The sequence below is a fragment of the Duganella vulcania genome (genome assembly GCF_009857655.1).
Lineage (GTDB): Bacteria > Pseudomonadota > Gammaproteobacteria > Burkholderiales > Burkholderiaceae_D > Rugamonas > Rugamonas vulcania.
The window spans coordinates 1-1,591 of sequence record NZ_WWCX01000238.1 but is presented as its reverse complement, the minus strand read 5'-3'; the positions used below and the strand labels follow the sequence as shown (position 1 = coordinate 1,591).

Annotated in this window: 2 protein-coding genes; one reads left to right on the top strand and one right to left on the bottom strand. The window is 70.3% G+C overall.

Features of this window, described 5'->3' with window-relative positions; genetic code table 11:
* The coding region (locus GTP90_RS35650; RefSeq protein WP_175048358.1) for a cache domain-containing protein at window positions 1-865 on the bottom strand (865 nt) is incomplete at its 3' end.
* A 331-nt stretch (window positions 866-1,196) separates the two neighbouring features.
* On the opposite strand from GTP90_RS35650, the gene GTP90_RS35645 reads away from it, so the two are divergent.
* The gene (locus GTP90_RS35645; RefSeq protein ID WP_161087922.1) at window positions 1,197-1,403 is read left to right on the top strand and encodes a hypothetical protein; all 207 of its coding nucleotides are present in this window, start codon (window positions 1,197-1,199) and stop codon (window positions 1,401-1,403) included.
* Window positions 1,404-1,591: the final 188 nt, after the last annotated feature.

Sequence of the window (1,591 nt, the reverse complement as noted above, 5' to 3'; positions counted from 1 at the left end):
ACACCAGCCAGGCCAGCGTGCCGGCCAGCCGGGCGGTCAGCTCGGCGCGCGGGATGCCCAGCACGGCGCTCCAGCCGGTGCGCGGCGAACGGCTGTAGACCACGTACACGTCCTGGCCGTCCAGCGTGCGGGCGTCCATGCCGGCCTCGCTGGCGGCGCTCAGCTGCCGGAGCAGCGCGGGGGGGACCTGCCGGCCGGCATAGGTGGCCAGCTCGTGGCTGCGGGTGGCCACCCGGCCGTCGGTGTCGAGGATGCTGGCGCGCCAGTGGGCCGGCAGTTGCTGCTCGCTCAGCACGTGCAGCAGGCGCTCCGGCGTGTAGATGGCGTTGAGCGTCATGACGATGGCGCCGTCGCGCCGCACCGGCACGCCGACGCTGAAGATGGGCTTGCCGTTGAGCGGGCCGGTGAACATGTCGGACACGCCCGGCTGGCCGTTGGCCAGGATGCGCTGCAACAGCGGCGCCCGCCCCAGCCGCGCCAGCGGCGCGCCGTACGGGCGGCGGGTCGACAGCAGCAGGGTGCCGTCGGTGTCGAGCAGCACGATGCTGTCGGCGCCGAGCTGCCCGACCAGGCCGGCGGCGCGCTGGTGGAAGCCGGCCAGGTCGCCGTCGCGCAGCAGCGTGGAGGTGCTGAGGATCTGCAGGGCCAGCTGGGTGGCCGCGAAGTCGCGGTCGGTGGCGGCGATGATGGCGTGGGCGCGCGCCACGGTGTTGTCGATCAGCTGGGCGCGTTCCCGGTGGTAGAAGTTGACGATCAGGATGGCGGCCACCATGGCCACCGGCAGCACGCAGGCGAGCACCAGCAGCGCCAGGCTGGCGCGCACGCCGGGAGCGTGGGGCCGGGGCGGGACTGGCGCGGGTGTCATGGGCGGGCGGTTTATCGGCGGCGTCGGATCGGCGGAGGGATGCAACGATTGTAAGGACTCCGGCCGCCGGTGCCAACGCCGGCCGTACCGAATCGCGGGTCGATGTTGTCTGTTGAACTCACTATCATGGGCGAGTTTTCAATTAAAAAATATTTCCTCATTCTGCGGGGGCGCCGCAGGGCCGCGCGGCGTCGTTTTTTGGCGTTTCGACGCATGAGACGGCCACGCCGAACCTGCTATCATGGGTAGCTTGAGAATTCTCATGCGTGGGATATTCCGCTGAAGTAATCTTGCAACGTTGACCTGTGCTTTGCCTGGAAAGGAGGCGATCGTGGAACCGACACAAGAGAGCGTACCGGACGACGGCGCCGGCGCCGCGCCGCCCGTCACGGCGGCCGCGGCGGCCGCCCGCACCCGCCACAGCCTGCCCCCCAAGGGCGCCTGCTGGTACTGCGACAAACCGTTGGACAATGTGCGCCGCTTCTGCGACAAGGAGTGCGCCGACGCCTTCGACGAGGAAAAGGAATATACCCGCTGACTACCCGCTGGCGTCAGGGCGCGCCGGCCCGCAGGCGCGCCAGCGCCGTCTCGAAATCGAACTGGTGGGCCGCCGCCGTCACCTGTTCGAACACCGCCACGCCCAGCCCGGCCGCCAGCGCCGTGGCCGACTGTTCCAGCACATCGATCGCCGCGCCATCGCCCTCGTCGAGCAGGCGCGCCAGCTGC